This window comes from Lentzea sp. NPDC060358, assembly GCF_042725365.1.
GTDB lineage: Bacteria > Actinomycetota > Actinomycetes > Mycobacteriales > Pseudonocardiaceae > Lentzea.
This window is the reverse complement of sequence record NZ_JBHXCW010000037.1, coordinates 15,729-39,191: the sequence shown is the minus strand read 5'-3', so window position 1 is coordinate 39,191 and position 23,463 is coordinate 15,729. Positions and strand designations below refer to the sequence as shown.

Annotated in this window: 29 protein-coding genes; 13 read left to right on the top strand and 16 right to left on the bottom strand. The window is 71.6% G+C overall.

What is annotated here, in order from left to right; genetic code table 11:
* Positions 1–72: 72 nt before the first annotated feature.
* Entirely contained in the window at positions 73–516 is a 444-nt protein-coding gene (locus ACFWGZ_RS11155; protein WP_382451342.1) for a DoxX family membrane protein, read from the bottom strand.
* Positions 517–775: 259 nt separating this feature from the next.
* On the opposite strand from ACFWGZ_RS11155, the gene ACFWGZ_RS11150 reads away from it, so the two are divergent.
* A complete protein-coding gene (locus ACFWGZ_RS11150; RefSeq protein ID WP_382451341.1) occupies positions 776–1,183 on the top strand; it encodes a VOC family protein in 408 nt (135 codons plus the stop codon).
* Positions 1,184–1,238: 55 nt separating this feature from the next.
* The gene (locus ACFWGZ_RS11145) at positions 1,239–1,619 is read left to right on the top strand and encodes an SAM-dependent methyltransferase (RefSeq protein WP_382451340.1); all 381 of its coding nucleotides are present in this window, start codon (positions 1,239–1,241) and stop codon (positions 1,617–1,619) included.
* Here ACFWGZ_RS11145 and ACFWGZ_RS11140 read toward each other — a convergent pair.
* Together ACFWGZ_RS11140 and ACFWGZ_RS11135 are read right to left on the bottom strand one after the other, a co-directional pair.
* Entirely contained in the window at positions 1,616–2,098 is a 483-nt protein-coding gene (locus ACFWGZ_RS11140) for a hypothetical protein (protein ID WP_382451339.1), read from the bottom strand. The genes ACFWGZ_RS11145 and ACFWGZ_RS11140 overlap by 4 nt on opposite strands.
* Before the next feature lie 178 nt (positions 2,099–2,276).
* Positions 2,277–3,437: an MFS transporter gene (locus ACFWGZ_RS11135; RefSeq protein WP_382451338.1), complete on the bottom strand. Its 1,161-nt coding sequence runs from the start codon at positions 3,435–3,437 to the stop codon at positions 2,277–2,279.
* A 47-nt stretch (positions 3,438–3,484) separates the two neighbouring features.
* Between ACFWGZ_RS11135 and ACFWGZ_RS11130 the strand changes: the two genes are divergently transcribed.
* The 4 genes from ACFWGZ_RS11130 (at position 3,485) to ACFWGZ_RS11115 (ending at position 5,112) form a co-directional block, all read left to right on the top strand.
* Entirely contained in the window at positions 3,485–3,889 is a 405-nt protein-coding gene (locus ACFWGZ_RS11130) for a helix-turn-helix domain-containing protein (protein WP_382451337.1), read from the top strand.
* 129 nt (positions 3,890–4,018) lie between these two features.
* Positions 4,019–4,270: a hypothetical protein gene (locus tag ACFWGZ_RS11125; RefSeq protein ID WP_382451336.1), complete on the top strand. Its 252-nt coding sequence runs from the start codon at positions 4,019–4,021 to the stop codon at positions 4,268–4,270.
* Positions 4,263–4,529 (top strand): SH3-like domain-containing protein, encoded by a 267-nt coding sequence (locus ACFWGZ_RS11120; RefSeq protein WP_382451335.1) that lies wholly within the window; start codon positions 4,263–4,265, stop codon positions 4,527–4,529. The genes ACFWGZ_RS11125 and ACFWGZ_RS11120 overlap by 8 nt, the downstream gene beginning before the upstream one ends.
* Complete coding sequence (locus ACFWGZ_RS11115; protein WP_382451334.1) at positions 4,522–5,112, top strand: nitrile hydratase subunit alpha; 591 nt, start codon at positions 4,522–4,524, stop codon at positions 5,110–5,112. Before ACFWGZ_RS11120 ends, ACFWGZ_RS11115 begins: the two co-directional genes overlap by 8 nt.
* A gap of 22 nt (positions 5,113–5,134) precedes the next feature.
* Here the strand turns inward: ACFWGZ_RS11115 and ACFWGZ_RS11110 are convergent, their stop codons facing one another.
* From ACFWGZ_RS11110 to ACFWGZ_RS11100, 3 genes are all read right to left on the bottom strand, one after another.
* A complete protein-coding gene (locus tag ACFWGZ_RS11110; protein WP_382451333.1) occupies positions 5,135–6,535 on the bottom strand; it encodes a serine hydrolase in 1,401 nt (466 codons plus the stop codon).
* A gap of 191 nt (positions 6,536–6,726) precedes the next feature.
* Positions 6,727–7,188 carry a hypothetical protein gene (locus ACFWGZ_RS11105; RefSeq protein WP_382451332.1) on the bottom strand — a complete coding sequence of 154 codons (462 nt, stop codon included), beginning with the start codon at positions 7,186–7,188 and terminating at the stop codon, positions 6,727–6,729.
* Positions 7,189–7,246: 58 nt separating this feature from the next.
* Positions 7,247–8,905 carry a heme peroxidase family protein gene (locus ACFWGZ_RS11100; RefSeq protein ID WP_382451331.1) on the bottom strand — a complete coding sequence of 553 codons (1,659 nt, stop codon included), beginning with the start codon at positions 8,903–8,905 and terminating at the stop codon, positions 7,247–7,249.
* A 291-nt stretch (positions 8,906–9,196) separates the two neighbouring features.
* On the opposite strand from ACFWGZ_RS11100, the gene ACFWGZ_RS11095 reads away from it, so the two are divergent.
* The gene (locus ACFWGZ_RS11095) at positions 9,197–9,529 is read left to right on the top strand and encodes an STAS domain-containing protein (RefSeq protein ID WP_382451330.1); all 333 of its coding nucleotides are present in this window, start codon (positions 9,197–9,199) and stop codon (positions 9,527–9,529) included.
* On the opposite strand, the gene ACFWGZ_RS11090 is transcribed toward ACFWGZ_RS11095, so the two are convergent.
* On the bottom strand, positions 9,519–10,481 hold the full coding sequence (locus ACFWGZ_RS11090) for an NADP-dependent oxidoreductase (RefSeq protein WP_382451329.1): 963 nt from the start codon (positions 10,479–10,481) through the stop codon (positions 9,519–9,521). The genes ACFWGZ_RS11095 and ACFWGZ_RS11090 overlap by 11 nt on opposite strands.
* Positions 10,482–10,562: 81 nt before the next feature.
* Here ACFWGZ_RS11090 and ACFWGZ_RS11085 point away from each other — a divergent pair, with 81 nt between their 5' ends.
* On the top strand, positions 10,563–11,138 hold the full coding sequence (locus ACFWGZ_RS11085) for a TetR/AcrR family transcriptional regulator (RefSeq protein WP_382451328.1): 576 nt from the start codon (positions 10,563–10,565) through the stop codon (positions 11,136–11,138).
* A 39-nt stretch (positions 11,139–11,177) separates the two neighbouring features.
* Positions 11,178–11,534: an RNA-binding S4 domain-containing protein gene (locus ACFWGZ_RS11080; protein ID WP_382451327.1), complete on the top strand. Its 357-nt coding sequence runs from the start codon at positions 11,178–11,180 to the stop codon at positions 11,532–11,534.
* On the opposite strand, the gene ACFWGZ_RS11075 is transcribed toward ACFWGZ_RS11080, so the two are convergent.
* The 5 genes from ACFWGZ_RS11075 to ACFWGZ_RS11055 all read right to left on the bottom strand — a co-directional run bounded on the left by ACFWGZ_RS11075 (position 11,523) and on the right by ACFWGZ_RS11055 (position 16,680).
* Positions 11,523–12,389, bottom strand: a complete 867-nt coding sequence (locus tag ACFWGZ_RS11075) for an NAD-dependent protein deacetylase (RefSeq protein ID WP_382451326.1) — start codon at positions 12,387–12,389, stop codon at positions 11,523–11,525. The genes ACFWGZ_RS11080 and ACFWGZ_RS11075 overlap by 12 nt on opposite strands.
* A gap of 1 nt (position 12,390) precedes the next feature.
* Complete coding sequence (locus tag ACFWGZ_RS11070) at positions 12,391–14,085, bottom strand: cellulase family glycosylhydrolase (protein WP_382451325.1); 1,695 nt, start codon at positions 14,083–14,085, stop codon at positions 12,391–12,393.
* A 119-nt stretch (positions 14,086–14,204) separates the two neighbouring features.
* Positions 14,205–15,086, bottom strand: coding sequence for a class A beta-lactamase (gene bla / locus ACFWGZ_RS11065; protein ID WP_382451324.1), 882 nt, complete (start codon positions 15,084–15,086; stop codon positions 14,205–14,207).
* A gap of 78 nt (positions 15,087–15,164) precedes the next feature.
* Entirely contained in the window at positions 15,165–15,995 is an 831-nt protein-coding gene (locus ACFWGZ_RS11060) for a phosphatase PAP2 family protein (RefSeq protein ID WP_382451323.1), read from the bottom strand.
* Positions 15,996–16,020: 25 nt separating this feature from the next.
* Positions 16,021–16,680, bottom strand: a complete 660-nt coding sequence (locus tag ACFWGZ_RS11055; RefSeq protein ID WP_382451322.1) for a TetR/AcrR family transcriptional regulator — start codon at positions 16,678–16,680, stop codon at positions 16,021–16,023.
* 78 nt (positions 16,681–16,758) lie between these two features.
* Between ACFWGZ_RS11055 and ACFWGZ_RS11050 the strand changes: the two genes are divergently transcribed.
* Both ACFWGZ_RS11050 and ACFWGZ_RS11045 read left to right on the top strand, forming a co-directional pair.
* The gene (locus ACFWGZ_RS11050; RefSeq protein WP_382451321.1) at positions 16,759–17,829 is read left to right on the top strand and encodes a hypothetical protein; all 1,071 of its coding nucleotides are present in this window, start codon (positions 16,759–16,761) and stop codon (positions 17,827–17,829) included.
* Between the two features lie 9 nt (positions 17,830–17,838).
* Positions 17,839–18,402: an ester cyclase gene (locus tag ACFWGZ_RS11045; RefSeq protein WP_382451320.1), complete on the top strand. Its 564-nt coding sequence runs from the start codon at positions 17,839–17,841 to the stop codon at positions 18,400–18,402.
* Here the strand turns inward: ACFWGZ_RS11045 and ACFWGZ_RS11040 are convergent.
* Together ACFWGZ_RS11040 and ACFWGZ_RS11035 are read right to left on the bottom strand one after the other, a co-directional pair.
* Positions 18,399–19,004, bottom strand: a complete 606-nt coding sequence (locus tag ACFWGZ_RS11040) for a response regulator (RefSeq protein ID WP_382451319.1) — start codon at positions 19,002–19,004, stop codon at positions 18,399–18,401. The genes ACFWGZ_RS11045 and ACFWGZ_RS11040 overlap by 4 nt on opposite strands.
* The gene (locus ACFWGZ_RS11035) at positions 19,001–19,963 is read right to left on the bottom strand and encodes a sensor histidine kinase (RefSeq protein WP_382451318.1); all 963 of its coding nucleotides are present in this window, start codon (positions 19,961–19,963) and stop codon (positions 19,001–19,003) included. Before ACFWGZ_RS11035 ends, ACFWGZ_RS11040 begins: the two co-directional genes overlap by 4 nt.
* Before the next feature lie 75 nt (positions 19,964–20,038).
* Here ACFWGZ_RS11035 and ACFWGZ_RS11030 point away from each other — a divergent pair, with 75 nt between their 5' ends.
* The gene (locus ACFWGZ_RS11030) at positions 20,039–20,563 is read left to right on the top strand and encodes a heme-binding protein (RefSeq protein ID WP_382451317.1); all 525 of its coding nucleotides are present in this window, start codon (positions 20,039–20,041) and stop codon (positions 20,561–20,563) included.
* A 288-nt stretch (positions 20,564–20,851) separates the two neighbouring features.
* On the opposite strand, the gene ACFWGZ_RS11025 is transcribed toward ACFWGZ_RS11030, so the two are convergent.
* Positions 20,852–21,616 carry a hypothetical protein gene (locus ACFWGZ_RS11025; protein WP_382451316.1) on the bottom strand — a complete coding sequence of 255 codons (765 nt, stop codon included), beginning with the start codon at positions 21,614–21,616 and terminating at the stop codon, positions 20,852–20,854.
* Positions 21,617–21,712: 96 nt separating this feature from the next.
* On the opposite strand from ACFWGZ_RS11025, the gene ACFWGZ_RS11020 reads away from it, so the two are divergent.
* Complete coding sequence (locus ACFWGZ_RS11020; RefSeq protein WP_382451315.1) at positions 21,713–22,537, top strand: class II glutamine amidotransferase; 825 nt, start codon at positions 21,713–21,715, stop codon at positions 22,535–22,537.
* On the opposite strand, the gene ACFWGZ_RS11015 is transcribed toward ACFWGZ_RS11020, so the two are convergent.
* A complete protein-coding gene (locus tag ACFWGZ_RS11015; protein WP_382451314.1) occupies positions 22,538–23,389 on the bottom strand; it encodes a hypothetical protein in 852 nt (283 codons plus the stop codon).
* Positions 23,390–23,463 lie beyond the last annotated feature (74 nt).

The following is a 23,463-nucleotide window of genomic DNA, read 5'->3' as shown; positions in this document are numbered from 1 at the left end:
GCCGGAAACCCCTGTCCCGCAACGACGAGTCCCCCGCCGGCCGGTGGCCCGCGGGGGACTTCGCTGGCGGGCCTAGCGGGCCTGCAGCATCGGGCGGAACCGGTCGCGGTACGCCCACGCGAGGCCGATCTCGGCCAGCACCACGAGGATCGCGATCCCGAGGCCCGACGGCTCCAGGAACACGTGGATCAGGAAGATGTTCACCACCATCGGCGCGAGCAGCGCCAGTGCCAGCGGCACGAACCGGCCGATCACCAGCAGCACACCGGCGACCACCTGGACGCCCGCCACGAGCTGCAGCATGTACCCGGTGGCGTAGAGGGCGGCGGTGAACGCCACCCCGGCGGGCGCCATCGTGCTCGGATCGGGTGCGGGCATGAAGTTCAGGAACCCGTTCAGGCCGGTCACGGTGAACAGCAGGCCGGTCAGCACGCGGGTCGCGAGCGTGGCGTACCGGGCGATCGCGGACTTGCGGGCGACGGGGGACGTGGTGGCGGTGGTGGCGGTCGCGGTCATGATCGGGTTCCTCCTGGGCTGTCGTGTCCTTCCACTGATGCGTCGAACGGGCACCCGCCCGGATCGACACGACGACCCGGAAAATCTTCGAGAATCTTGTTCGCGCAGGTCAGGCCGGGGGACGGTGCAGCAGATCGAAGAACGGCCGTCCTCCGGGCGCTCACCACTCGAACGGGCTTGTCACGGGACGACTTCGAGTTGTCGGTGTGCCGGGGGTTTGCGAGTATGCGGATCCGTCTTCCCCCGAGGAGGGATTCCGGTGGCCACTCGCCTCAACCCGTACATCAGCTTCGACGGCCAGGCCCGCCAGGCGATGGAGTTCTACCAGTCGGTCTTCGGCGGAGAGCTGAAGATGAGCACGTTCGGGGAGTTCGGCATGCAGGACGCGCCGCAGGCCGACCAGATCATGCACGCCCAGCTCGAGACCGACGCCGGCTACACGCTCATGGCCTCCGACACGCCGCCCGGCATGGAGGGCAAGTCGGGTTCGCGCATCACCGTCTCGCTCTCGGGCGACGACGAGGTGCTGCGCGAGTACTTCGCGAAGCTCGCGGAGGGCGGCCAGGTCGGCACCCCGCTGGAGAAGCAGATGTGGGGCGACGAGTACGGCGACCTCACCGACAGGTTCGGCGTGAACTGGATGGTCAACCTGGGCGGACTGGGCTGACGTCCGCGCCCGCGGCCGGTGGCCCCGCCCGCCGCCGTGACGCATCATGTGGACCGTGAGCGAGCGGCTGCGGGATGTGGTCGGCCAGCTCGCGGTACGCCCCGGCGACCGCGTGCTGGAGATCGGCTGCGGCCAGGGCGTCGCGGCCACGATGGTGTGCGGGCTGCTGTCCACCGGGACGCTCACCGCGATCGACCGCTCGGTCAAGATGGTCGAGGCCGCGACCCGCCGCAACGCCCCGTACGTGGTGTCGGGCAAGGCGGAGTTCCTGATCGCCTCGCTCGAGGACGTGAACCTCGGCGACCGCCGGTTCGACCTGGTCTTCGCCGTCCGGGTGGGACTGTTCCACCGCGATCCCGGCCGCGCCCGCGCGCTGGTGCGGCCGTGGCTCGCACCGGGCGGGCGCGTGCTGTCGTTCTTCGACGTGCCCGTCTAGATCCTGCTCAGCAGGTCCGCGATCAGCTTCTTCGACGGCTCGACGCCCGCGGGCGACTTGACCTCGACCTGCGTCTTCCCCTTGCGCGCGGCCACCGTGTGCTGGGTGGTCTCCGACCCGCCGGCCGCCGTCTCCCAGGCCTCGTCCTGGAAGCCCTCGATCGGCTTGGCGCCCTCCGGCCTGGCCTTCGCGAACGCCGCGGCGGTGGCGTTCGTCGTGAACCGCACCTCGACGGGCATGCCGGAGCCGACGTACGTGCACGTGGTGACGGCCTTGTCGACGGTCTCCCGCTGCCCCTGCAACCGCAGCCCGAGCGCCTTGCCCACCACCGACGAGTTGGCGTTGGCGCAGGTCGGGCCGGTGCCGGCGGGCTGGTCCACCGTGGTCTGCGGGGCAGGCGCCTGCGACGGTGCCGCCTGCGGCGTGGAGGTGCAGGCGAGGAGCAGGAACGCGGCGGCGGCGAGGAGGGTGAGGCGCACACCCCTACATCGACTCCGCCGCCACCGCGTTACCCCGTTCGGTCCCCAGCCCCGCACTGCCCTCGGCCCGTGTTCCCGGCGGCGCCCTCGAACGACCGCACGTGATTGTGCAGCCGCATGACGCCGCGATGCGGCTGGACGAGCAAGCCGTCGGTGAGGGAGCCGTCGAGCAAGTGCTTCAGCGTGGTGCCGGCCGGAGCGGCACGGTCACCGCGCCGACCAGCGCCCCCGCGGCGGCGACGGCGGCCGCGGTCATGGCCGCGAAGTGCAGCGACACGGCCTCCGCGAGCAGTGGACCACCGACCGCCCCGACGAGCGTCGCCGCCGCCTCGGCCACGAGGAACAGCGCGCTGATCCGGCCGAGCAGGGGGCCCGGTGCCTGCCGCTGCACCACGGTCTTCGGCGTCACCACCGTGACCGACCCGAACACGCCGATCACCACGGCCGCGACCACGGCGGCCCAGAGCTCCCGCGCGCTGAACAACCCGGCGAACCCGGCCGCCGTGCAGAGCTGCGCCGCGGCGAGCGTCGTGCGCGGCTGCACGCCGTCGAGCCACCGCGCGAGCACCGCGCCGCCGAGGAACCCGAGCCCCAGCGCCGACAGCACGATCCCGATCTGCGCGGTCCCGCCGAGGTGGCGCACCCCGAACGGCACGAGCAGCGCGCTCAACGCCGCGTTGGCCGCGAGGAACACCGCGCTCAGCGGCAGCAGCACCCGCGCCACCGGCAGCGCCCGCAGGGCTTCGACCCCGGCCAGGAACCCCGACCGCTCCCCCACCACCGCGGCACGCCGGCGGGTCGCCGCGATCGCGACCGCCGACACCAGGTAGCTGACGACGTCGAGCGCCACCAGCGCCTCGAACCCGGCCCACGCGAGGAGCACTCCCCCGAGCGGAGGCCCGACGAGCCCCACCACCCCGTCGGTCGCGGCGTTCCACGAGTTCGCGCTCGCGAGCGCCGGTCCCGTCCCCACCACGGCCGGCACGTGGGCCTGCGCGGCGGGCCGGAACAGCACCGCCCCGACGCTCTCCGCCACCACGGCCGCGTAGATCGCCGCGGGCGTCCCCAGCAGCATCAGCGCGACGGCCGCGGCCCGGACCAGGTCCGCCGCGACCATCACCCGCCGCCGGTCCCACCGGTCGACCAGCACCCCCGCCACCGGCCCCAGCACCAGCGCGGGCAGGTACTCCGCCGCGAGCGCCAGCCCCGTGGCGAACACCGACCCGGTCAGCGCGTGGACGTGCGCCGGCACCGCCACCACCAGCAACCAGGACCCGAGCTGGCCGACCGCCCGCCCGCCCCACAGCAACCGGAAGTCCCGAACCCCCCAGGCACTCATACCCACAAAATAGAGACAGCGGATCAGTGTTCTGTCAAGATAGTCCTGTGGACTCCCTGGGACCGGCCATCCGCGCACTGCGCCAGGCCAGCGGCCGCACCGTGGCCTCGGTCGCCGCCGACGCGGGCCTCTCCGTGCCGTACATCGCGAACCTCGAGAACGGCCGCGGGAACCCGACGACCGGCGCGTTGTCCCGCCTGGCCACCGCGCTCGGCACGGACCTGCGCGTCTCGTTCGGCGAACCGGACCCGGCACCGCCCGCATTGCCGCCGTCGCTCGTGAAGCTGCGGCGCACCGACCGGTTCCGGCAGGCGGTCGTGCTGCTCGGGAAGGAGCCCGAGGCCGTGATCGCCGCGCTGGCCGCCGTCGGGCAGGTCGTGGACGCGGGTGAGCGGGACTGGTGGCGGCTGCTCGACGCGATGGTGCTCGTCGCCCGGCACCCGCTCGGCTGACACGACTCCCGGGAACCGAGGGCCGACTTTCGTGCGCGCCGTGGCGTTCCCGACCGGCGGCGGGTCCCGAGTTCCACTTCCCGAACTAGCGCGAGGCGGCGCAGAATCTCCTCGAGCGCAGGAGGTGACATGCCGAGGACCAACGACGTCGGCGGACTGGACGGCTTCGGGCCCGTGCTGGAGGAGCTCGACGAGCCGCCGTTTCACGCCGACTGGGAGGCGCACGTCATGGCGATGAACCGCGCGTTGATCGGGCAGAAGGTCTACAACCTCGACGAGTTCCGCGACGCCGTCGAACGGACGATGTCGCACGAGTCGTCGTACTACGAGAACTGGTTCCGCGCCATCCGGACGCTCCTGGAGGAGAAGGGCGTTGTCTGAGCGCTACCGCACGGGCGACCGGGTGCGGACGTCCACAGTGGACCCGGACCACCACACGCGGCTGCCGCACTACGCGCGCGGCCGGGTCGGCACGGTCGTCGGCAGCGACGGCGTCCACCCGCTGGCGGACCTGAACGCGCAGGGGATCCGGCGCGAGCAGCAGGTGTACCTGGTGCGGTTCCCCGCACGCGAACTGTTCGGCCACGGCGACCACCACGTGACGCTGTCCCTCTGGGAGGACTACCTCGGCGATGAGTGACGACCACGACGACTCCCCGATCGCCGCGCGGGTGCGCGAGCTGGAAGCGCTGCTGGAGAGCAAGGGCCTGCTCGACCCGCGCGAGCTGGACCAGGTGCTGGAGGCCTTCACAGCCAACGCCAAGCCCGCCAACGGGTTCCGGGTCGTGGCACGGGCCTGGACCGACCCCGGCTTCCGCACCCGGCTGCTCGCGGACGCGAACGACGCGCTGCCCGAGATCGGCCTGTCGATGGGCGGCGGGCTGCAACCACAGGTGCTGCACGTCGTCGAGAACACCGCGGACGTGCACAACGTCGTCGTGTGCACGCTGTGCAGCTGCTACCCGCTGGCGCTGCTCGGGCCGTCCCCCACCTGGTACAAGAGCCCGTCCTACCGCTCGAAGGTGGTGAGCCACCCGCGCGAGGTGCTGGCGCAGTTCGGCCTCACCCTGCCGGAGTCGACCAGGATCGAGGTGTGGGACGCCAACGCCGAGTCGCGGTACATGGTGCTGCCGCGCCGACCAGAGGGCACCGGCGGGCTGGACGAGGACGCGCTGGCGGGGCTGGTGACGCGCAACGGGCTGATCGGCACCGCGGCCGTGTGACCGACCGCGGTGCCGGGTCCTGCTAGAGGTTCTTCATGATGGTGTCGATCGCCTTGCCGAGCTTCGCGTACTTCTGCGTGTAGAGCACCGGGAACACGCCGGGCGGGTCGGCCGGGCGGTCGGCGTCGACGTAGTCCGTGCCGAGGTTGCAGAACACGACCACCACGTAGTTGCGGTTGTCCTTGCCCCGGAACGACTTCACGATGCCCGCGTCGGAGCCGGTCGTGTCGACCCAGCCGGTCTTGTGCGCGAAGGTCACCTCGGCGGCCTCGTTGCACGGCCGCACGTCGCGGTCGTAGACGGCGTCACCGACCTTCACCGTGCCGTCGGCCTGGATCCAGCGCGCCGGCACCTGCTGCGGGATGCCCTGCACCGGGTAGTCGCGGCCGCACCAGTTCGGTGTGGACAGCATCTCGTTGTGGCCCTGGCCGCCGAGGGTGTCCAGGAAGAACTGCCGCGACGACGCCGTCAGCTCGTCACGCGTGACCTGCTTGCCCGCGTCCGTCGTCCACAGCACGCCCGTGCCGCCGTTGACCAGCAGCAGGAGCTTCGCCGTGTCGAGACCGCTCATGTTCGAGCCGATCCAGCGGCCACCGTTGCCGGGGATGGTCCCGGTGACCATCAGCGTCGGCATGCCGAGGTCGGCGAAGCTCGCGTTCACGGCGTCCCACGAGTTCAGGTCGTGGATCATCTTGATCAGCGCGCAGGTGGACTCGTTCTGCGACTTCGTGATCATCTCGTCGAAGAGCTGGCGGACCTTCTTCGTCGACTTCCCGCCGCACGCCTCGCGCACGGGGTTCGGGTCGTAGACGTAGTCCGCGTCCAGGTCGACCTTGCCCTGGTCGGCGAGGCGCAGCACGCCGAAGCCCACCATCAGCTTGAACACCGACGCCGGGTACGGCGAGGAGAAGTCGATCGGCGCGTTCTCCCGGCCCGCCAGCACGTCGCGCGTGCCCCTGCCGCCGTTGACGTCCCACTCGGTGTCGTCCCACCAGCGGTAGCGCACCTCGTCGGTGGCGAGGCTGCGGTGCTTGACCGGCACGACCACGCCGGTCGGGTACTGCGGGCTGAGCAGGACGTTCGCGACCGCGGCCGGGCGCCCGGCCGCGTCGAGCTCGATGATCGCCGCGTCCATGTTCGGCGTCTGGTGCAACGGCTTGCCGGCCTGGACCGCCAGTGTCCTGGCCTTGGTCGCGAGCTCCGCCGGGCTCGGGTCGTACTTCTCCCGCTGTCCCGCCGAGCGCGCGGCGCCCGGCTCCGGCGGCGTCAGGTCGGTGACGTCCTTGAAGTTCTGCTCGGCGATCGCCGCGCGCAGCCGCTCGGCCAGCGGGTGGTGCTGCTCCCCCGCGTTCGCCGACGGCGCCCAGGCCGCACCGGTGATCGAGAGCACCGCGCACATGGCGGTGAACCGCTTGAAGTTCATCCACTGTCCCCAGAGAGTGTGATGGCCCGTGTGGACTTCGATCTTCCCTTACAAGGAGGAACGACGCGGCGGACGCGCCGGCGGTTGCCCGGTCGTCCGCGATCGCCTTGCCACCAGCGGGTTCCCGGTCGCACGAATCGGGACGCGCACGCGCGGGAGCCGCCCGATCCCCGCGATCGGACGGCTCCCGGTCATCGCACCCCCCGGCGCGACGAGGCGATGACCACCGCGGCGGCGACGGTCACCAGGTTCTTCAGGATGTACTGGGCTTCGAAGGACGCCCGCAGCGGAGCGGACCACATCTCCCCGGCGAACAACACCAGCGGTGTCGACACCAGGACGGCGTGACCGATCAGCAGCACCGCGCACAGCCCCGGTGCGCGGAAGCTCAGCAGCACCAGTGCGATCCCGATCTCGGTGATCGCGGCGCCGAGCCTCGCGAGGTCCCCGTGGACGATCCCGAACGTCAGCGCGGACACCGTGCGTTCCACGAGGTCCTGGGCAGGACTGGCGCCGGGGAAGAGCTTCAGCACGCCGAACCAGAGGTACACGACCCCCAGGCCGATGCGCAGCAACGGGATTCCCGCCTCACCCGCGAACCGGGTGAGGCGGTGCCCCGCACTTGCGCGGCGTGTCGTTTCTGGACGCGTCATCGATCTCCCTCTCCTGTCTGACTGCCACCACACGGTCAGACATCGGGTGCGGGGAAGATCAGGCCGGCGGGTCGCCCAGCGGGTTCAGCAGGTCGGCCTTGCCCTCGAACGCGAACAGCAGCAGGTCGACCATGCGGAACGTGCTGGAGTCCGGCCCGAGCGTGGGCCGCCAGTACGGCGAGCGCACGATCGAGATCCGGCTGCCCTCCATCGCGCGGTGGAAGACCTCGGCGGTGATCCGCCCGCCGACCGGGCCCAGCCGCCCGCCACCGACCTCGGCCTCGCGCAGCACGTAGAACCACAGCGGGGTCGCGGTCACGAGCTGGTCCCGCTGCTCCCCGGTCAGGCCCTCGACCACGGCACCGCCGTCGCCGGTCAGGATCTGCTCGGCCGTGAGCGGCTCGGCGCCGAAGACCTCCGCGAGCTGCTGGCCGGTCGCGAGCTCCATCATCGAGGCCCTGGTGAGGTTGCGGAACGCGAGGTTGCGCTCGATCTCGCGGAACGTCGTGCCGCGCCCGCCGAACGTGCCGGCCGGGAGCTGCGTCAGCGGGTCGACGAGCAGCGTGTCGATCCGCTTGGTGACGTTGCCGCCGCCGGACTCCGCCGGGGCCACCAGGTCCTCGCGGCCCGCCTCGGTGAAGTCGTAGAGCCGCCGGAAGTCCGCGATCCAGTTGCTGGGCAACGTGAAGATCGGGCCGCGGTCGACGTCGTCGAGGTCGTCCGGCGTCTGCGAGCCCGGGTCGAAGTTGCCCGCCACGCCGGTGAACGTGAACAGCGCGAACAGCGACGCGATGCCGCCCGGTCCCGCCGAGTTGAACACGCGGTTCCACTGGTACGCGCCGCGGACCTGGCTGTGCCCGAAGCGGTACGAGGCCACCGAGAACTCGATCGGCATGGTCGGCGCGTTGTCGCGGCCGTGGTGCCTGCCCGGCACCTCGAAGAACCGGCGGCCGTGGGTGAAGACGTCCTCCACGATCGCCGGGTCGACGACGCGCGGCAGGAAGTCGGTCCTGAGCAGCCACTGGTAGTGCCGCACCACGAGCTCCCTGGCGGCCCGGAAGAGCCGCTCGCCCGTGAGGCCGGTGAGGGCGAGCTCGTCGACCACGCGGTTGTGGAAGCGGATGAACGCGAGGTGCGTCTGCGCCACCACGAGGTTCTCGTCGTTGCGGGCGTCCGGGATCAGCGGCAGCCTGCGGTCCGCCGCCGTGCCCGCCGTCCCGCCGCGGCGCGGCAGGTCGAAGCCCTCGAACGGGACGTTGGTGCCCTCGTCCGGGAACGGCACCGGTGTCGTGGTGCCGGTCTTCAGCTTCACGCCGTCCTCGGCGTAGAAGGCCTGGTCGTCCTTGTCGCGCGGGCCGCGGCCGTACACCGAGTCGAGGTCCAGCGCCGGCGAGCGGCCCTGCAGCAGCTCGTCGAGGTTGACGTCCTGGCCGAGCTGCGTGTCGGTGCGGTCCATCGTGAGGTCGTGGTCGACGAACTGGCCGAGGTAGGTGAACCCCGCGGGGACACCCGGTGCGTCGGGCTGCGCGCCGGCCGCGGTGATCGCGGTCGCGAGCGCCGTCCGCGTCTCCTCGTCCGTGCGCGGGCCCTTCGGCCCCAGCCGCGAGAACCGGAACCTGCGCAGCTCCTCCGCGGTGGAGGGGCGCCGCGTGACGGCCTCGCCCCTGTCGTCGAATTCCAGCACACCTTCGCCCACGACGAAGAAACTGTCGCGCACGTGCCTTTTCATGTGTCCCCCCGTTTTTTCTCTTCCCAGGTGGTTGTTCTCCCCAACAAGCACCTGCCCCACCGCCAGTCTCCAGACGGACGAAAATACCGTCGAAGCTTTTGGCCACAACCAAAACGTCGTCACCCAGCGGATACGAAACCATCGGGAATATTCCGGCGAATCGAGCGAGGGCGATCTTCGAATGCAGATCTTGAATTCACGCGCCGTCGCCGGAGCTCCCCGGACGAGCGACGGCGGCCGGGTGGTTTCACGCCCGCGTGGACTGGGTAAAACCTCGAAATGCTCGAAGTCACGGTGACCCACACGTCACCTGCCTCCACGCTCGTCACCGTCTCGGGTGAACTCGCCGGCTCCGGCTCCGAACGCCTGCTCGCCCGACTCGACCGGCTCCTCGACAACGGCCACCGCTACGTCGTGCTCGACCTGTCCGGGGTCACGTTCTGCGACTCGAGCGGTGTGAGCGCTCTCGTGCGCGGCCACGCCCGCGCCTCCGCCACGGCGGGCGGGCTGCGGCTCTCCGCGGCGTCGGCCCAGGTGACGAAGGTGCTCGAACTGTCCGGCCTCGCCAGGATGCTCGGCCTGAAGTCCGCGGTGGACACGGTCACACCATGACGACGAGCTTGCCCGTGGTGTGCCGCCGCAGGAAGTCGGCGCACGCCCGCGGCCCCTCGTCGAGGGTGTAGCGGCGGCCGATCGTCGCGGGCAGCGCGCCCCCGGCCGCCAGTTCCGCCACCTCGCGCATACCTCCCAGCTCCCCGTCGAGGTCCAGCACGAACCGCACGTCGACGTCGTCGCGGAGCGCGTCCAGTCCAGGCGGCGGGTAGGTGATCGTGAGCAGACCGCCGCCGGGACGGACCGCCCCGGCGACCGCGTCGAGCCGATCGCCCGGCAGCACGAGGTTGAACGCCTTGTCGACGCCCCGCGGGTAGGCGTCCTCGTACCCGATGGTCTCCGCGGCGCCGAGCGCGCGCAGCAGTGAGTCGTCGGCGGTGGTGGACGTGGCGACGACGTGCACGCCTGCGGCCGCGAGCAGCGGGACGAGCGCCGTGCCGACCCCGCCCGTCGCGCCCACCACCAGCGCGGTGTTCCCCGGCTCCGGCCGTGCCGTCACGAGGAGCGCCCGCGCGGTCAGGCCGGTCGTGGCCAGCGCGGCCGCGTCCTCGGCGGAGAGACCGGGCGGGCGGTGGGTCAGCAGCGGCGTGTCCGCCTCGAACACCGCGTACTCGGCCAGCGACCCCGTGCTCAGCGACGGCCTGGTCCTGCCCGCCAGCGGGCGCAGCACCCGCGGCACGGCCTGGCCGAAGACCTCGTCGCCCACCCGGAACGCCGTCACGCCGGGACCGGTCTCCGTCACCGTGCCGGCGAAGTCGTTGCCGGGCACGTGCGGGAACTCGAGCGGCGTGACGTCGTGGTACGCCCCGCCCGGCAGGACGACGTCGGCCGGGTTGATCGACGCGGCGGCGATGCGGACCTGGACCTGCCCCGGCCCCGGACGCGGCACGGGAACGTCCGCCACCACGTAGTCCTCCGGCGGGCCGTAGCTCTTGACCACGACAGCTCTCATCGCACTCCCCCATAAACGGACCGGCTGGTCACTTTAGCCTGCCCGAAACGGACCGCGCGGTCAACTTGTTAGGCTGCCGGGGTGTCCCTGCGTGCCGACGCCGTCCGCAACCGCGAGCTGCTGCTCGCCGCGGCGATCGAGGAGTTCGCCCGGCAGGGCGTGGACGCACCGATCTCGGCGATCGCGCGCCGCGCCGGCCTCGGCAAGGGCACGGTGTTCCGCCACTTCCCCACCAAGGACGACCTGGTCGCCGCCATCGTGCTGGACCGCGTCGCCAGGCTGACGGCGCTGGCCGGGGACCTGCTCGGCGCCCGGGACGCGGGCGCCGCGGTGCTCGAGTTCCTGCGGTACGCGGCCCGCCAGCGCCAGCAGCTCGACCTGTCGTTCCTGTCCGGCGCGCTCGGCCCCGAGGTGGCCGTGGCGCAGGAGCACATGACGCGGGCCATCACCGCACTCGTCGACCGCGCACGAGCCGAGGGCGCGCTACGGCCCGATGTCACGGGCACCGACTTGATGCTGCTGATGTGCGTGCCCAACGACGTCGTCAAGAACCTGCCGGGCGCGCCACCGGACCTGTGGGAGCGCTACCTGGCGATCCTGTTCGACGGCCTGCGGCCGGAGGGCGCGCACCCGCTGCCTCACCCCCCGCCGGCCTGACGATGCGCTCCAAGATCCGCGAGGTGCCATGATGGCCGGGTGGAGTCCACGCGCATCGACCGCTGGCTGTGGGCGGTCCGGCTGACGAAGACCCGCCCGGACGCCGCCCAGGCGTGCCGGGGTGGCCACGTGCGCATCAACGACAAGCCCGCGAAGCCCTCCACCACCGTCGTGCCCGGCGACCGGGTCCGCGCCCGCGTCGGCGACAAGACGAAGATCGTCGAGGTCGTGCGGGTGATCCAGAAGCGGGTCGGCGCGGCGGACGCGGCCACGTGCTTCATCGACCGCACTCCTCCGCCCCCGCCGGACATCCCGATCGCTCGGCGCGACCGCGGCGCGGGCCGCCCGACCAAGCGGGAGCGGCGGGTGCTGGACCAGTTCCGCTCACAGAACTAGGTCGGCGAGCTCCGTCAGCGATTTCCCGAGCGGCAGGTCGACCCGCAGCGACGCGTGCGGGTCGCCCCGCGTCTCGCCGCGGTTGATGATCACGACCGGCAGACCCGCCGCCGCGGCCCGGCGCACGAACCGCAGCCCGGACATGACCGTCAACGACGACCCGAGGACCAGCAACGCCCGTGCGTTGTCGACGAGCGAATAACACTCCTCGACGCGTGGCCGCGGCACGTTCTCACCGAAGAAGACGACGTCCGGCTTCAGCACACCACCGCACTGCTCGCACGGCACGACGGTGAAGCCGCGCACCTGGTCCTCCGGCAGGAACACGTCGCCGTCGGGGTTGATCTCGTCGGTGGTAGCCGCGAAGTCCGGGTTCGCCTCGCGCAGCCGGTGGTCCAGGTCGAGGCGCGGCGAAAGCACCCGGCAGTCCAGGCAGACCACCCGGTCGAGGCCGCCGTGCAGCTCCACCACGTCCGCCGAGCCCGCCGCCTGGTGCAGGCCGTCGACGTTCTGCGTGATGACCCCGGCGAGCCGGGGTGAGAGCCGCGCGACGGCGTGGTGCCCCGCGTTGGGGTGGGCACGGGCGATCGTGCGCCAGCCGACGTGGCTGCGCGCCCAGTAGCGCTGCCGGCCGGCCTCGCTGGTCGTGAACTCCTCGTAGGTCATCGGGGTGTGCTTGCGCAGCGACCCGCCCTCGCCGCGGTAGTCGGGGATGCCGGACTCGGTGGAGAGGCCGGCGCCGCTGAGCACCAGCACCCCGCCCTGCGCGACGATCGGCACGACGTCGGCGAGGGAAGTGGTGCGCGGCAGCGACGGGCCTGGGTTCGACCAGGTCAGAGTGGGCCTTGTTCGCACTTCACCAGCTTACGTACCACTGGCGCAGCTCGGCCTCCGCTGCCGCGGCGTTGCCGTTCGACGGGGCCGTGACCAGCGCGAACTGCCGTCCGGCGCCGCCGTGCAGCAGCAACTTGCCGCCCTGCACCGACGACGGGACCGAGCTGACCACCAGCGGCGACCGCAGCGACTCCGGCAGGTGCACCTCGGTCGGCGCGGCGCCACCGGTGGAGTCCCACACGAGCACGGCGAACGGCGCGGACCCGACGAGCGCGCGGACGTTCGGCAGCGGGACCTGCTGCCAGGTCTGGTGCGCGCGGTCCTCGTAGGTGAACGCGAGCGTGGTGCCCGCGACGGCCTGCGGGTAGACGCGGTCGACGAGCGCGCGTTCGACGTTCAGCACGGCATTTCCGGACGCGTCGAGTTTCACCGCCGAGAAATGCTCGTCGTTCATGGCGTCGCCCTCGGTCTTGACCTTGTTCGGGTTGTCGTTCATCAGCTCGCGGTGGCGGCCGTAATTGGTGTCCCAGTGCCATTGGCTGCCCGAGACGACCGTGCCGCGCGGCGACGCCCACCAGCGCGCACCCGGCGCCGCCGAGTCGAGACCCTGGTAGATCGCCTTGAGCACGGACGCGTTCTTGTCGGAGGTGAAGCCGGAGACCGGGTGCCCGAACTCGGAGACGATCGCCGTGGTGCCGAGCGCCCTCGCCCGCTCGCGGATGGTGCCGAACGCCTGCGCGTACTGGCCGTCGCCCGCCTTGCCCGGCATGAGGACGCCGGACTGCGCCTTGCCGTCGTAGAAGTGCGCGTTGAACACGAACCGCTCCCCCAGCGACGGCACCAGTGCGAGGCCACCGGGTTCGGCGAAGAAGTCCACGTTCTGGTTCCAGAAGACCAACGGCTCGACGAACGCGGGTTTCGCCGCCCAGCCCGCCTCGTCCATCTTCGCCCGGAACCGCTGGTAGAACGGCATCAGGAGGTCGCGCTCCCACATCTGCGAGGTCTGACCGCTGTCGTACTTGCCCGCATACGGCTCGTTGAGCGGGTCTACGCCGACGACGAGCTTGAACTCGGTGGCGGGCAACGCTTCCCTGACGTGCGCGAGCGCTTCGCCCGCCGCGGAGACGAACGAGTCCTGCACCCCGCCGCGGTTGTGCCAGAAGTCGTAGGTGGCGGCGGTGACGGCGTTGTTGTTCTTCATGTTCTGGCCCCAGTGGACGCAGATCCCGCACGACTCCCTGGGATAGCCGCTCGCCGCCCACGCGGGAGCGCCGTCGCCGGTGTACCAGCTGTCGGAGTTGAACAGGTGCCGCGAGTACAGGTCCTGGTGGAAGTCGAGGTACACGCGGATGCCCAGAGCGGTGAACGCGCGCAGCTGCGCCGTGACGCCGTCGAGGTAGGCGTGGTCGATCTGGCCGCGCCGCGGTTCGATCCAGGCCCACGTCAGCAGGAACCGCACGGCGTTCGCGCCGGTCAGCTGCTGCATGGCCTGCGCCGACTTCCGCGCGTCGGCGACGGTCGCGAACGGCAGGCCGCGGTTCTCGGCCAGCTTCGCCGTGCCGGAGACGTTGAAGCCGCGCAACACCACCTCGCGGCCGTGCTCGTCGCGGAACACCCCGCCCGAGACCCGCAGCTCGGTGCCGTCGAAGTCCGCCCTCGCAGGGGTGACCACCAGCGAGAAGAGGAACAGGACCGCCAGGAGAACCGCTCGCCGCATCGCCGCCGCCTCTGGGAACGTGAACGAGATTCACGTCGACCATAACGGCACCGGCCCGTTCCAGCTAGGGCCGAGCGCACGCACCAGGGCGACCCGTTCGGACGGGTCGCCCTGTCACGTCAGCTGAACGTCGCCGCGACCAGCTCCGCCGTCTTGGCCAGCAGCACCTCGTCGGCCGCGCCTTCGGGCTCGCCCTCGCGGGTCGACAGCACCGCGATCACGATCGGCGCGCGGTCCGGCGGGAACGCGATGCCGACGTCGTTGGTCGTGCCGTACTCGCCGGTGCCGGTCTTGTCGCCCCAGCCCCACGCCGCCGGCAGTCCCGCGCGGATGCGCTTGCCGCCGGTCGTGTTGGCCAGCAACCAGGTCGTCAGCTGCGTGGCGTCGGCGCGGTCCAGCGCGTGGCCCAGCGTGAGACGGGCGTAGCTCTGGCCGATGGCGCGCGGCGACGTCGTGTCGGTCGTGCGGCCCGGCTCCGCCGAGTTCAGCTCCGGCTCCCAGCGGTCGAGGCGCGTCACCGGGTCGCCGATCGACCGGCTGAACCGGGTGATCGCCGTGGGGCCGCCGAGCTCGGCGAGCAGCAGGTTGGCCGCGCAGTTGTCGCTGTAGGTGATGGTCGCCTCGCACAGGGCCGAGACGGTCATGCCGTTCGCGAGGTTCTCCGGCTTGCCGGTGACCGGGCCGTAGCCCGACCGGTCGACGTCGGCCTGCGTGTAGGTGATCACCTTGCGCAGCAACGACCCGTCGGTGTCCCGGCGCAACACCGCGGCCGCCGCGATGGTCTTGAACGTGGAGCACATCGGGAAGAGCTCGTCCGCCCGGTGCAGCACCGTGCGGCCGGTTCCGGTGTCGGTCGCGAACACGCCGAGGCGCGCGTTGTGCTGCCGTTCGAGCTCACGCAGCCTGCCGGTGATGGGCGAGGCCTGCGCCGTGGCGGGCACGGCCACGGCCAGTGCCGCTCCAGCACCCAGAGCGAGCACCGCACGTCGGTTGAAACTCAACGTCTTGTCCCCTTCTTCGGAAACCTCTCCACATTCCAGGACGCGCGGGAGATCATCTGGTTGCCGAAATGAGACGCCTCAGTGGACTCTGCGCCAGCACGCCAGGAAAGCCAGTGCGGCGAACAGGGATCCCGCCGACGCCAGCGAGCCCGCACCCAGGTAGATCACCCACTCGTCGGCGTCCAGCCCCTCCCGCGCCAGCGGGAACACCCACAGGACCAGGCCCAGCGCGAGCAGCGCCACCGCGGCGAGCGACCAGAACACCACCAGGACCACCCGGCCGGCGCGCCGCGGTCCGTCGTAGGGCCGCAGTGCTCCTCTCCTCTGCAGCCACCAGGAAGCGAGCGCGGCGACCGCGAGCGCGATGCCGTCGGCGGCGAGGGTGTCGCTGAGCCGGTGCCACTTCGCGGTGAGCGTGTACTGGCCGATCGCCGTCGCCCACGGCAGCACGAAGAACAGCAGCACCCCGCGCCACTTCCACGGCACCACGATGACGGCCGCGAACAGCACGGTCATCGCGATCGTCGTGTGTCCACTCGGGAGGCTGTTGTGCGCGTAGTCGCCGGTGATCTCGACGAGTGCCGGCCGCGGCAGGACGAACCGTTTGAGCGCCTGCACGACGAGCTGGCCCGCGACGACGACGCCGACCGCCGCGACCGTGAGGTCCCACCGCTTCCGCAGCACGCCGACGAGGGCCACCAGCAGCACCGCGGCGGCCAGCGAGTACACCGTGATCTGGCCGAGCGCGTTCCAGGCGGCGTCCGTTCCGGACACGTCGTCCTGGTCGGCGCCGCGCAACGCCGCGTTCTCGATGGTCTGACCGGCCCTCGTGAGCACCGCGAGCACGTACACGACCGCGGCGAAGGCGAACCCCGCCGCCGCGACCGCGGGCCACCGTCGAAAGTTCACCTCTCGCAGTCTGCCGCCGTTCGGCCTAACGCGCCGATCGAAGATCGATTCGCGCCAGCACCGCCGTGACCGCGAGGTCCACGGCGCACTCGAACTCGGCGTCGCGGTCGTACTGCGCCAGGTGGGCCGCCGTCGCCACCACCGCGGGCAGCCCGGACCGCTCCAGCACCTCGCGCCGCGCCCCGTCGTCGTCACCGAATGCCGGCGCCGCGGACACCTCGCGCAGCAGCGTGCCGATCAGCGTCGCGAGGAGCATCCGCAGCAGGTGCACGGCCTGGTCCGGCGCCGCCCCGGCGGCCAGCAGCACCGCCAGCACGGCGTCGACCGGCGCCAGCCCCGGAAGCGACGCCAGCTGGCGGGTCAGCACCAGCGGAGCGGCGGCGGGGTGCGCCAGCGCGCGGTCGCGGAAGGCGTGCGCGATGGCGTGCAGGTCGCGGCGCGCGTCCCCGGTCGGCGCGGGCAGTTCCAGACCACCCAGCAACTGCTCCGCGACGGCGTTGAGCAGGCCGTCCTTGCCGTCGACGTGGTTGTAGAGGCTCTTCGCGTCCACCCCGAGGTCGCGGGCCACGGACCGCATGCCGACCCCCGCCACGCCCTCGGCGTCGATCACCCGGAGCGTCGCCGCGACGATCGACTCGCGGGACAGCAGCGGGGTGCGCGGACGGCCGCGCCGGGTCTCGGTCATGCCGCCATTGTGCCTTGCGAATGCCCACACCGTGGGTTTAAGGTCATTAACCCACAGCGTGGGTATATTGGAGGAGTGATGCAGTTCCCGTGGGGAACCACCGATGCGGCGGACCTGCCGACGATCGGGACCGAGATCGACACGCTGGACGGCATCTTCACGGCCGAGGGCGGACCGGGCGTGCGACTGCGGATCGCCCGCGAGCGCGGTGAGGCGTTCCGCCGGGAGTTCGCCACGACCGGAACTCCCGCCGGCATCGTCACGCGCGACCTGGTGACGCTGCCCTACCCGACCCGGTTCGGCCTGTTCCGGGCGTCGCGGGCGATCGCGCCGTTCCTGTCGATCACCAACCGGATGCTGGTGATCCGGTGGCAGGAGGACGGCCGCGAGCGCGTGCTGCTGTTCGAGCCGAGCGACCACGAGCACGGCCGGTACACGCCGTACTTCGAGGACCTCTCCAGCCGCACGCCCGACGTCGTCGAACGACGCGTGGTCAAGGTCCACGGCACCGTGCCCGGCCACCTGGAACGCCTCGGGATCGCGCCCGAGCAGGTCGACTACCTGATGTTCGACCACCTGCACACCCAGGACCTGCGGCGCTGGATCGGCACGTCGAGCACGGCGGCGTTGTTCCCGAACGCCAAGGTGGTCGTGCAGCGCGACGAGCTGGCCGCGATGGCCGAGCTGCACCCGTTGCAGAAGCCCTGGTACCAGCCGGCGACCTACGCGGACGTGCCGGCGGAGGCGTTCCTGCCGATCGACGGCTCGGTGCTGCTCGGCCCCGGCGTCGCCGTCGTCAAGACGCCCGGCCACGTGTTCGGCAACCAGAGCCTGGTGGTCAACACGTCCACCGGCATCTGGGTGAGCAGCGAGAACGTGATCGCCGCCGAGGCGCTGACGCCCGAACACTCGAAGCTGCCCGGTCTCGCCTCCTGGTCGCGGCGCTGGCAGCAGGAGGTGGTGCTCAACGCGAACACCGTCGAGACCACCGCCGACCAGTACAACTCGATCGTGCTGGAGAAGACGCTCGCCGACCGCAGCCAGGCCGACCCGCGGTTCCTGCAGTTCTTCCCCTCCAGCGAGCTCACCGGCGCCTGGACGAACCCCGGCACCACGCCGACGTTCACCCACGGCCGCATCGTCCACTGAGGAGTGCAGATGTCATCCCGTTTCGTCCTGCCGTCCGAGGAAGTCCTGCGGGCGCGGGAAAAGCTCGTGCTGGACCACTTCGCCGACGAGGTGGCGCACGACTGGGACGCGACGCTGTCGACGTTCCCGCACCCGCACTACGAAGTCATCGCGCAGATGGTCGTCCACGACGGTGACGCCGCGGTGCGGCAGTACTACACCGACACCCGCGTGGCGTTCCCCGACCAGCACCACGAGCTGATCTCGTTCCGGCACAGCGTGGACGCGGTGATCGTCGAGTTCTGGCTGATCGGCACGCACCTCGGCCCGCTGGGCAAGATCCCGGCGACCGGCGGCACCCACCGCACGCGGATGAACGCCTACTTCATCTTCGACGAGAACGAGAACCTCGTCACCGAGCGGATCTACTTCGACCAGCTCTCCGTGCTGAAGCAGGTGATCGGCGGGATCAACCGCAGGAAGCCGGGCGGGATCGCCAAGCTGCTGCAGGTGCTGCGCGGCATGCTCGCGATGTCCGGCGGCAAGCCGGACGAGCGCCTGACCCGCACGACGCCGCCTTCCCTCGACGATTAGAGACGGATCAGCTTGCGTTCCACGGCGGCCTTCACGGCCGCCGTGCGGGTCTCCACCCCCAGCTTCATGAAGATCCGCACGAGATGCGTCTTCACCGTGGACTGGCTGATGAACAGCTCGTTGCCGATGTCCTTGTTGGCGAGGCCCCTGGCGAGGCACTCGAGGATCTGGATCTCGCGCTTGCTGACCTTCGGGGCCGGGTCGCGGACCTGGCCCAGCAGCCGTTGCGCGATGTCGGGCGAGAGCACGGTCTGGCCGGTCGAGGCCGTGTGCACCGCCTCGAACAGGTCCTCCGGGTCGCAGTCCTTGAGCAGGTAGCCGATCGCGCCCGCCTCGACGGCCCGCACGATGTCGGCGTCGGAGTCGTAGGTCGTCAGGATCACGACGTGCGGCCCGTTCTCCAGCGCGCGGATCCGCCGGGTGGCCTCCACCCCGTCGATCCCCTTGCCCAGCTGCAGGTCCATCAGCACGACCTGCACCCCGGACGCCTTCGTCAGCGACTCCTCGCCCGTCGCGGCCTCGATCACCTCGAAGTCGCGCGAGAGCAACCCGACGAGTCCGAACCGGACCACCGGGTGGTCGTCCACCACCAGCACCCTCACGGCGTCGGCACCGTCACTGCCACGGCGGTTCCCTCCCCCGGCGCGCTCTCCACGGACACGGTGCCGCCCAGCTCGGTGATGCGCCCGTGGATGGACGCCAGCCCGTAGCCGCGGCCCTCCGCCGGACTCACCTCCGCCGGGTCGAACCCCCTGCCGTCGTCGACGACGTCCATCGCGACCGCGTCGCCCAGGTAGGACAGCGTGATCGCCACCCGCCCGGCCCCGGAGTGCTCGATGACGTTGGCCACGGCCCCCTGCGCGACCCGCAGCAGCGCCACCTCGGTCTGCACGCTGAGCGCGTACGGGTCGCCGTCGATCTCCACGTGCGGCACCAGCCGGTGCAAAGCCTGGACGAGCGTGCCGTGGATCGGCGCCAGCTCGCGCACGAACCGCCGCGCCTCGCCGAGGTTGTCCCTGGCGACCTCGGCCGCCTTCGCCGTCTCGCCGAGCGAGAGCAGCAGGTTGATGCTCGAGAAGCCCTGGGCCAGCGTGTCGTGGATCTCGCGCGCGAGGCGCTGGCGTTCCTCCAGCACCCCGGCCTCGCGCAACAGCCGCGCGCGGTCGAAGAACACCGCCGCCGTCAGCACCGCCACCCCCACCGGGCCGAGCACCAGCGACCAGTCGAACGCGGCCGCCAGCCGGACCTGCGCCAGCACCACCGCCGCCGTCAGCACGGCCGCGATCGGCAGCGCGACCCGCGGCCGCAGCTGGCGCAGGCATTGGAAGAACAGGGGGATCGCGCACCACCCGAAGCTCGGCGCGAGCCACACCAGCACCAGCCAGACGCCGAGCCCGGCCGGCAACGCCCGCGTCCACCGCACCCCGGCGGGGTAGACGAGCCCCAGCGCGAGCGCGAGACCGAGCACGACGAGATCGACGCCGTGGTACGCGAGGTACCGCGCCGCCGACGCCGTCAGCAGCACGTAGAAACCCGCATGCATCGCCCTGTTCAGCCACACGACGGCGACACTAGGCGAACCCCGGGGCCCCGCGGGTCAACCGATGGGTTGAACCCCGGTTCCACCATCACCACCATGGCAAAGCCCCCTGCCCGGCGCAGTCTGGTGACCATGGACCTCAAGAAGATCGCAATCGCCACCCTGGTCGTGCTGAGCGTCGGCGGTGGCTACGCCGCGGCCGACCAGCGCACCCCCACCCGCACCGAGAAGGTGCTGACCGTCGACGCCGCCCTCAAGGCGGCCCAGGCCACGCTCGACGCGGCGGAGAAGGAGAACCAGCGCGTCACGGTCGCCGTGGTCGACCGCAGCGGCGACCTGGTGGTGCTGCTGGCGGGCGACGGCGCGGGCCCGCAGACCGAGGAGTCGGCCCGCCGCAAGGCCTTCACCGCCGTGTCGTTCAACGCCCCGACCTCGGAGCTCGCCGGCCGCGTCACGGGCCAGGGCGCGACGCTGCGGGACATCCCGGGCACCCTGTTCCTGGGCGGCGGCGTGCCGGTGGCGGTCGACGGCACCTCGGTGGCGGGCATCGGCGTGGGCGGGGCGCCCAGCGGCGACCTGGACGAGAAGTACGCGAAGGCGGGCCTGGCGACCCTGAGGTGAGCCGGTGCCGGCCGGCACCGCGCGCTCACGGGTCAGCGGCACGAGTGGGCGGCCACCGCGGTCAGCCGCACCGATCGGCAGCCCCAGGTCGACGGCCTCCGGTAGGTGGCCTCCGGTCGACGACCTCGGGACAACGCCCCCTGGTGGGTTGCGCAGGTCGACGATCTCGGGGCGACACCCCTGGCGGGCGGCGCAGGTCGACGATCTCGAGCCGACACCCCTGATGGGCGGCGCAGCTCGGCAGCACGGCTCGGCAGCCCTGGTGGGCGGCGAAGCTCGCAGCGGCGGTCAGCGGCGGTCGACCGTGTTCCAGCCCGGCGGGATCCGGTCGGTCGCCTCGGGGTCGACGGAGTGCCGCGCCACGTGGCGGCCGGGCTTCGGCTTCTTGGCCATCAGCATCAGCGCCACGGCCACCACCAGTCCGAGCGTGGCGAGCCCCGCGGCGACGGCACGGGCGGCCGGGTGGTCGAGGATCAGCGTGCAGACCGTCAGCGCGAGCACGAGGGCCGCGATCGGGCCGATGACGGCCATGTCCGAGCGCTCCTCCGCCGCGGCCTCGACCGGCTCGGCGGCCGACCGCGACACCGGGGCGTGCCCGGCCGGGGTGTGGCCGGACGCGACGTAGCCGGACAGGACGTGCCCGGACGAGGCGCGGTCGGACCGGGTGTCGTCAGACCTGGCGCGACCGGACCCGGCACGGTCGGACCAGGCGTCCTCAGACCGGGCATGACCAGACGAAACGCGATCAGGCCGGGCGTGGTCGGCCCTGGCGTGGTCGGCCCTGGCGTGATCAGACGGGGCACGGTCGGACGGAGCGCGGTCAGACCGCGCGTGACCGGACCGGGCCTGGTCGAGCGAGGCCTGGCCGGACCGGGCATGACCGGACGAAGCGCGGTCGGACGAAGCGCGGTCGGACGAGGCGCGGTCGGACCGGGCGTGAGCTGCCGGGGCGGGGGCCGCCGGGGGCCGGCCGGCCGGGGCCTGCACCTCGATCGTCTCGAAGTTCCCGCGCCGCTCACCGGGCGGGGGCCGTAAGCCGGGAGGGACCGTCACCTGGGCCATGCTGCCCGAGATGGGCGCGTCGCCGCAAACCTCGCATCCGGCGTCTGCTACGTGTTCCCCTGTAGCACTGGGTTCGAGGAGGTCGTCATGTGCCGGTGGCTCGCGTATTCCGGTTCGCCGGTCCTGCTGGAGGAGCTGCTCTACGCGCCGGAGAACTCGCTCGTCATGCAGTCCAAGCACGCCCGTCTCGGCGCGACGGCGGTGAACGGCGACGGGTTCGGCATCGGCTGGTACGGCAATGCGGCCACGCCCGGCCTGTTCCTGAGCACCGAACCGGCGTGGAACGACCGCAACCTGCGTGAACTGTCCGCGCAGATCACCGTCGACCGGGTCTTCGCGCACGTCAGGGCGTCCACCGGCGGCGCGGTGCAGCGGTCGAACTGCCACCCGTTCCGGCACGGCACGTGGCTGTGGATGCACAACGGCCTGATCACCCGGTTCCCGCTGGTCCGGCGCGAGCTGGTGCTGGCGATCGACCCCGAGCTGTTCCCGCTGCTCGAGGGCTCGACGGACTCCGAGGTCATGTTCTACCTGGCCATCAGCTTCGGCCTGGAGCAGGACCCGCCCGCCGCGGTGGCGCGGATGGTCGAGTTCGTCGAGGACGTGGGCCGGCGCGCGGGCGTCGAGTACCCGGTGCAGATGACCGTCGCGGTCTCGGACGGCTCGACCACCTGGGCGTTCCGCTACTCGAGCCGCGGCAGGTCGCGCTCGCTCTTCCACAGCACCGACGTGTCGACGCTGCGCCGCCAGTACCCGGACAACCCGGCGCTGCACAACCTCACCGACGACTCGCGGCTCATCGTGTCCGAGCCGCTGGGCGACCTGGTCGGGGCGTGGCAGGAGGTGCCGGAGTCGACGTGCGTGGTGGTCAGGACGGGGGTGGAGGAGGAACTGCTGCCGTTCAAGCCCTGATCACGGCCACGGGCTCGCCCTGGCGAGCTCGGCGACGCCCTTGCTGTAGGTGGTCTCCGAGGCCCGCGCCCACCGCGACTTCAGGTGGTAGAACACGGGCTGGCGGATCAGCGCCGTCAGCAGGCCGTCGCCCTGCCACACCTTGACGAGCACGGTCGAGCGCGGCATCACCTGCTGGTAGTGGTCGACGACCAGCGGGTTCGGCTGGCCCTCGAGCGTCGCGAGCACCTGGCACGCCTGCTCGTGCACGACGCCGTAGCCCTTGCGCTGCGGCGGCAGCACCATCAGCACCCGCGCCTGCAGGCCCCAGTCCGCGATCTGCTCGACCTCCCAGGCGAACCCCTCGCGGATCTCCGGGTCGTCCGGTCCCTCCGGCAGCAGCACCATGATGACCTTGGCGCCGCCGAGCAGCTTCAGCGCGACGCTCTGCCACTCGTCGTGCGCGGCCCTCAGGTAGGTGGGTCCCGGTGGCGCGGACTTGATGCGCTGGTCGACGATCGCGTAGGTCGGGATGCCGAACGTCGCCGTGACCGCCTTCGCCATCGTCTGCTCGAGCGTCTGCACCCGCGCGACCACGCCCGTCCAGCGCTTGCGGGGCATGAGCGTCTTGCCCTCGTGGTCGAACGGCCGCAGCAGCACGCAGTACTCGTCGTTCTTCAGGCGCCGCAGCACGTCTGCCGCCTCCTCGGTGCGCTGCGGCGGCACGTGCGCCCGTTTGGCCGACCACGCCTGGGCCACACCGATGACGAACAGCAGGGTCCACATCCCGCCGATGAACGCCATCGTCGACTCGCCGAGATCACCCAGGTCTCCGACCAACGGCAGCAGGATGGCCACCGTCAGGAGCACCATGAACGTCCATCTGCGCAGGAACCACCTGAAGTGCCACCAAAAAGGCATGCCCGGTGATCGTCGCGGACCGGTGC

Coding starts and splice junctions, on each gene's coding strand:
- ACFWGZ_RS11155 (WP_382451342.1), bottom strand. CDS start 516: ATGACCGCGACCGCCACCACCGCCACCACGTCCCCCGTCGCCCGCAAG.
- ACFWGZ_RS11135 (WP_382451338.1), bottom strand. CDS start 3,437: ATGAGTGCCTGGGGGGTTCGGGACTTCCGGTTGCTGTGGGGCGGGCGG.
- ACFWGZ_RS11125 (WP_382451336.1), top strand. CDS start 4,019: ATGCCGAGGACCAACGACGTCGGCGGACTGGACGGCTTCGGGCCCGTG.
- ACFWGZ_RS11115 (WP_382451334.1), top strand. CDS start 4,522: ATGAGTGACGACCACGACGACTCCCCGATCGCCGCGCGGGTGCGCGAG.
- ACFWGZ_RS11110 (WP_382451333.1), bottom strand. CDS start 6,535: ATGAACTTCAAGCGGTTCACCGCCATGTGCGCGGTGCTCTCGATCACC.
- ACFWGZ_RS11105 (WP_382451332.1), bottom strand. CDS start 7,188: ATGACGCGTCCAGAAACGACACGCCGCGCAAGTGCGGGGCACCGCCTC.
- ACFWGZ_RS11095 (WP_382451330.1), top strand. CDS start 9,197: ATGCTCGAAGTCACGGTGACCCACACGTCACCTGCCTCCACGCTCGTC.
- ACFWGZ_RS11090 (WP_382451329.1), bottom strand. CDS start 10,481: ATGAGAGCTGTCGTGGTCAAGAGCTACGGCCCGCCGGAGGACTACGTG.
- ACFWGZ_RS11070 (WP_382451325.1), bottom strand. CDS start 14,085: ATGCGGCGAGCGGTTCTCCTGGCGGTCCTGTTCCTCTTCTCGCTGGTG.
- ACFWGZ_RS11055 (WP_382451322.1), bottom strand. CDS start 16,680: ATGACCGAGACCCGGCGCGGCCGTCCGCGCACCCCGCTGCTGTCCCGC.
- ACFWGZ_RS11050 (WP_382451321.1), top strand. CDS start 16,759: ATGCAGTTCCCGTGGGGAACCACCGATGCGGCGGACCTGCCGACGATC.
- ACFWGZ_RS11045 (WP_382451320.1), top strand. CDS start 17,839: ATGTCATCCCGTTTCGTCCTGCCGTCCGAGGAAGTCCTGCGGGCGCGG.
- ACFWGZ_RS11030 (WP_382451317.1), top strand. CDS start 20,039: ATGGCAAAGCCCCCTGCCCGGCGCAGTCTGGTGACCATGGACCTCAAG.
- ACFWGZ_RS11020 (WP_382451315.1), top strand. CDS start 21,713: ATGTGCCGGTGGCTCGCGTATTCCGGTTCGCCGGTCCTGCTGGAGGAG.
- ACFWGZ_RS11015 (WP_382451314.1), bottom strand. CDS start 23,389: ATGGTGCTCCTGACGGTGGCCATCCTGCTGCCGTTGGTCGGAGACCTG.